This window comes from Mesorhizobium alhagi CCNWXJ12-2 (assembly GCF_000236565.1).
Classification (GTDB): domain Bacteria; phylum Pseudomonadota; class Alphaproteobacteria; order Rhizobiales; family Rhizobiaceae; genus Allomesorhizobium; species Allomesorhizobium alhagi.
In genome coordinates, this window is record NZ_AHAM01000331.1 from 1 (window position 1) to 5513 (window position 5513).

The following is a 5513-nucleotide window of genomic DNA, read 5'->3' on the forward strand; positions in this document are numbered from 1 at the left end:
CGGCTGCGGCTGCGGCCGGGGTCGCGGCTGTTGCAGCGGGCGCAGCCTTTTCGGTAGCCCCGATGCTCACGCCCGGCAGTTCGCCGGCATTCGCTGTCGCCTTTTCCTCGGCGGGTTTTTTCCGCGAAGCGGCGCGCTTTCCACCGACGAAGCTCTTGTAGACGAAGCCGCGCGTGCCGTCGTAGACCACCTCGCACCAGGTCTCGCATCCGACCAGGCCGACGGACGCTCTCTCCGGAATGACCCTGAGCACCTTCGATCCGCTTGCCGGCCTTGCGCGCAAATTGACGCCGTCGTTGACGCGCACGGTTCGCTGCGGCGCCGGCCGTTTCTCGGCCGCGGGCTTTTCTTCGGTGAGGGGCATTTCCGGCGCGGGAATCGCGAGTTCGGGCGCGGCCGGAGGCGCTTGTTCGAGCGCCCGTTCCTCGTTGCGGAAGATCGCCGCCGTCTCCATCGGATCGGAAGGTTCTTCCTGCCCGGCAAGCGCGCGCGCCACGATTGCACCGGCAGGCGTTTCGAGATCGGCCAGCGCGTTTGCACCTGGCCGGGCCTCTGGGCTCTGGCGCGCCCAGCGTGGATCTTCCGGCGGCAGCGCCTCGGCGTCGGAGGCGTCGACCGCGGCGCTGGCAGGTTTCTGGGAAACTGTTGGTCTTGGCGCGGTCTTCGTCGTGTTCGGCGTCGGATCGGCCTTGATCGGTATCGTCTTCACCGTCCTGACCGGCAATTGCTGCGCGGCGGCGGCAAGGGCGACTTGCGGCGCATCGGTTGCCGCGGCCCGGGTCTGGTCCCCGCCTATCAGGAAGGTCGCGGCTGCGCCTCCAGCGGCAAGCAGCGCGACTGCGCCGGCGAAGGCGACCGCCGGGCGGCGCCCCCGATTTGAATTTGAGCCGCGCACCTGTTCTGTCGCGGCGATGCGGACAGGCTTTATCACTCTTCTACTCCACGCTGAACCAGGCCAGTGCCAATGCACCTTGAAGTGTCTGGTTGGTCCCTTTCCCTCAACGCAAAAAATTCAAAAAATAGACCGGCTAGCATCGCCGCAAGCACGCCGGACGTTATCATCACGCACAATTGTGGCGTTGCTAAGCCCGTAATTTACGGTTCATAAAGGGTTTTTCGGGCCGCGTCGAATCTACGTGCCAGTGCTGGCGTCGATGCTCGCTTTGCTTACGCCCGCACCTTCGCTCCCTCCGGGTCGTAAAGCGGCTGCATGTACAGCGTCGCTTTCGTCCGCTCCATTGCCACCACCAGCTCGTATTCACCCGCCGTCAGGAACTCGTCGCTGACGCCGTCGGCGTTGCGGACATAGCCGTAGCCGATGTTCCTGCCGACCGTGTAGCCGTAGCCGCCGCTGGTCAGATATCCCACGGCTTCGCCGTTCCGCAGGATCGTTTCGCGCCCGAGAAGCACGATTTCGGGGTCGTCGACCGTGAAGCATGCCAGGCGCTTTTTCGGCGTCTCGCCCTGCAACGCCTGGAGCGCCTTTCGGCCGACGAAATCCGTATTTTTGCGCAGTTTCACAGCCCAGCCCAGCCCGGCCTCGAAGGGCGTGTCGTTGGGCGTGATGTCGGAGCCCCAGGCGCGATAGCCTTTTTCCAGCCGCAGCGATTCCAGCGCGCGGTAGCCTACGGGGCGGATGCCGTGTCGCTTGCCCGCCGCCATCAGAGCGTCGAAAATCTCGCCTGTAGCGGCAATCGGCACATGCAGTTCCCAGCCGAGTTCACCGACATAGGTGACACGAAGCGCTCGCACCCTATGCCCGGCGATGACGATCTCGCGGACATGGCCGAACGGGAACGCGGCGTTGGAGACGTCGGCATCGGTGACCGCAGCCAGCACGTCCCGCGCGCGCGGCCCCATTAGCGACAGCGTCCCGAATTCCTCGGTCACGTCTGCAAGCTTTACATCGAGCCCGGCCGGAATGTGGTCGCGAGTCCACGCGAGATCGTGCATGCGGAAACCGGTGCCGGTGACGATGTAGAATTTGTCCTCGGCGAGCCGCGCTACGGTCAGATCCGCCTCGATGCCCGCGCGGCTGTTCAGCAACTGCGTATAAGTGAGCCGCCCCGCCGGCTTGGCCACATCGTTGGCGCAGATCCAGTCCAGCGCCTGCGCCGCATCGGCTCCCTTCATCTCGTATTTGGCGAAGGAGGACTGGTCGAAGATGCCGACCGCCTCGCGTACATGCCGGTGCTCCTCGCCGACGGGCTCGAACCAGTTCTGGCGGCCCATCGAATAGACATCACGCGAGTCCGCTCCCTCCGGCGCGAACCAGTTCGGCCGCTCCCATCCGAGCTTCGAGCCGAACACCGCGCGATGCGCCTTCAGGCGCTCATAGAGCGGCGAGACGATGCGCGGCCGGCCGCTCTCATATTCCTCATGCGGGAAGCCGATCGTGTAGTGCTTGCCATAGGCTTCCAGCGTGCGGTCCGAGACCCATTGGCGATCGCGATGCAGGCCGGAAAAACGGCGGATGTCGACCACCCACAGGTCGAGCGGCGCTTCGCCGTCCATCGCCCACTGCGCCAGCACCCAGCCGGCGCCGCCACCGGACGCGATGCCGAAGGCGTTGAAGCCGGCGCCTACGAACATGTTCTCGCATTCCGGGGCGACGCCGAGGATGAAGTTGCCGTCCGGCGTAAAGCTCTCCGGGCCGTTGATCATCTGCTTGACGCCGGCCGTCTCCAGTGCCGGGATGCGTGCGATCGCCTGGGTCATATGCTGTTCGAAATGGTCCCAGTCGTCGTCGAACAGACGGAACTGCCAGTCGCCGGGAACGTCCCCGCCGGGAAGCCCGGTCGACCACGCCTGCGGGTTGGGCTCATAGCCGCCCATCACCAGCCCGCCCACCTCTTCCTTGAAATAGGTGCGCCGGTCCGGGTCGCGGATCGTCGGCGCGTCGGCCGCCAGTCCGGCGATCTTTTCGGTGATGATATACTGGTGCTTGAGCGGCTGCAGCGGCACGTTGATGCCGGCCATCGCTCCCACCTGCCGAGCCCATTGCCCGGCGCAATTCACCACCTTCTCGCAGGCAATGTCGCCTTGGTCCGTGTTGACCTTCAGGATGCGGCCGTCCTTCATCTCGAAGCCGGTCACGCGGACGTCCTCGAAGAGCTTCGCGCCATGCATGCGAGCGCCTTTGGCCAGCGACTGCGTGATGTCGGACGGGCTCGCCTGGCCGTCGGTGGGCAGCCAGCTTGCGCCGACGAGATCGCCTACCTCCATCAGCGGCCACATCGCCTTCACCTCCGCCGGCGACAGAAGCTGCATGTCCATGCCGAAGCTTTTCGCCGTCGTCGCCAGCCGCTTGTATTCGGTCCAGCGGTCCTGGTTGGTGGCGAGCCTGAGGCATCCGGTCATCTTCCAGCCGGTGGCGAGCCCGGTTTCGGCTTCCAGCCCCTTGTAGAGCTCGACCGAATATTTCAGCACCCGCGTGATCGAGGCCGACGAACGCAATTGCCCGACTAGGCCCGCCGCGTGCCATGTCGAGCCGGAGGTAAGCTTGCCCTGCTCCAGAAGCACCACGTCTGCCCTGTGGTCGCGCGCCAGGTGGTAGGCCGTCGAGCAGCCGATGATGCCGCCGCCGATGACGACGATCCGGGCGTGGCTTGGCAGGGTCATGATCAGGATTTTCCGTATGCGAGGCGGTAGCGTTCGAGCGCCTCAGCGAGGCGCGTCAGGTTTTCAGCCGTATAGGCGACATAGTCGACGCCGGGCGCGGCGAGGTGCAGTTCCGAGACCATGCTCCACATCGCCTCGCGCAGCAGCGACGCGCATTGCATCGCCGCATGCGAGCGAAGCAGTTCGGTCGAGGGCTGGCTGCCGAAATACGCGGCAAGGAACTCTTCCGATTCCTGTCCCGTCATGCCGGCGTTCGAGGCCGCTCCGGCGAGGTCGAACATGGCGGTGGAGAAGCCGGCATATTCGAAGTCGATCAGCCAGAGCCGCGAGCCGTCGTCGAGTATGTTGGCGGGCAGCAGATCGTTGTGGCCGAAGATCACCGGCAGCGCCGTCTGGGCCTGCTCCAGTTCCTCGGCGAGCGCCAGGTAGCCGGGAAGTTCCGCCGCCATACGGCTGCCGCCGGCCTCCAGCGTGCGGGCGTAGTCGCGGATGACGTGGAAGACCCAGAACATGAAGCCCGCGCCCGAGATATGCCGCGGCATCTCGGTGTGGAAGCGCCGGAGCAGCAGTGCGATGCGCTCGCGGTTCGCCCGCACGTCCTCCGCCCCGTAGGTTTTCGCGCCGATGAAGGCGGTCACCATTACGCCCGGCTCGGCATATTGCACCTCGGGCGCGAAGCCGGCGGCGTGCGCGGCGCGCGCGGTCATGATTTCGCGCTCGCGCGAAACGTGGTGGAACGGAAAATCCCTGCCGAAACGCACGACATGCCGGCCGGCGCCGTCAGTCACCAGATAGCTCTCATTGCTGATGCCGCCGCGCAGCGGCTCGATCGCGACGCCGCCTTTCCACAGGGGCAGGGCGCGGATACGGTGTTCGGAGGTTGTCACGCGAAGCTCCGCCCGGCTCGCTGATGCGGGTTACCCCCACCCCTACAGGGCAATCGCATGTAATTGGAATGAGGCGCTGGCGACCCCCTCCCCCTTGAGGGGAGGGATAGAGGGTGGGGGTATGAAGACAGCTTTCCTATCCGATTTGCTGCAAAAATGCGGGTGGTTCGGAGGCGATCGGTGTGGTTTCTACCCCCACCCTCTATCCCGCCCCTCAAGGGGGAGGGGTCGCCAGCGCCGTACTTCATCCATATGGGATAGCCCTGCCCTTGAAGGGAAAGGTTAGGGGTGGGGCAAAGTCTGTGTGCAAGACCGGTCACGCGCGGCAATTTCTGCACCCGGTTGCCCCTTGTCAACGCAATGCTGTGGTTATTCCTGTCTTTTTGACCGCTTTGTCCAGCCCTTGTTTGCATTGAACGCCCGGCTTCCCTAGAACCGGTCATCGATTGCGATATTCCGGCGGGATCCCGAAGCAATGAACCATTCGAAACGGCATGGCGAAATCCTGCGGCTCGTGCGCGAGGAAGGCACGATCAGCATCGCCGATCTCGCCGCCAGGCTCGACGTCTCGCTGGAGACGGTGCGCCGCGACGTCAAGCCGCTCACCAATGACGGCTCGGTGCTGAAGATGCACGGCGCGATCGGCCTGCCCTCGCTTGCCGGCGAAGCGCCGTTCGAGCGGCGCATGCGCGAGAACGCTGACGCCAAGCGCGCCATCGCCAAGCATATCGCCGCCACCATCCGCGACGGCGAATCCGTTATGCTCGACACCGGCACCACGACCAGCTTCCTAGCCCGCGAACTGCTCGGCCACCGGCGGCTGACCGTGGTGACCAATTCGTCCGACATCGCCCGCACCCTGGCCACCGTCAACGGCAACAAGGTCTATATGGCCGGCGGCGAACTGCGCAGCGATTCCGGCGCCGCCTTCGGCGCCTCGGCCATAGAATTCGTCAGCCGCTTCAGCGTCAACCACGCCGTCGTCACGGCGGGGGGGGGGGGCGC

General features: G+C 65.3%; 4 protein-coding genes. 1 reads left to right on the top strand and 3 read right to left on the bottom strand.

Features of this window, described 5'->3' with window-relative positions:
- The 3 genes from MAXJ12_RS33200 to MAXJ12_RS33210 form a co-directional block, all read right to left on the bottom strand.
- Positions 1-931, bottom strand: a 931-nt coding sequence (locus MAXJ12_RS33200; RefSeq protein WP_008840626.1) for an SH3 domain-containing protein, incomplete at its 3' end; no start/stop codon positions are given.
- Positions 932-1167: 236 nt separating this feature from the next.
- Positions 1168-3621 carry a GcvT family protein gene (locus MAXJ12_RS33205; RefSeq protein ID WP_008840627.1) on the bottom strand — a complete coding sequence of 818 codons (2454 nt, stop codon included), beginning with the start codon at positions 3619-3621 and terminating at the stop codon, positions 1168-1170.
- A gap of 2 nt (positions 3622-3623) precedes the next feature.
- Positions 3624-4508, bottom strand: coding sequence for a phosphotransferase family protein (locus MAXJ12_RS33210; RefSeq protein ID WP_008840628.1), 885 nt, complete (start codon positions 4506-4508; stop codon positions 3624-3626).
- Positions 4509-4983: 475 nt separating this feature from the next.
- Here MAXJ12_RS33210 and MAXJ12_RS33215 point away from each other — a divergent pair.
- Positions 4984-5513: DeoR/GlpR family DNA-binding transcription regulator (locus tag MAXJ12_RS33215; RefSeq protein ID WP_008840629.1), on the top strand; the 530-nt coding region annotated here is incomplete at its 3' end.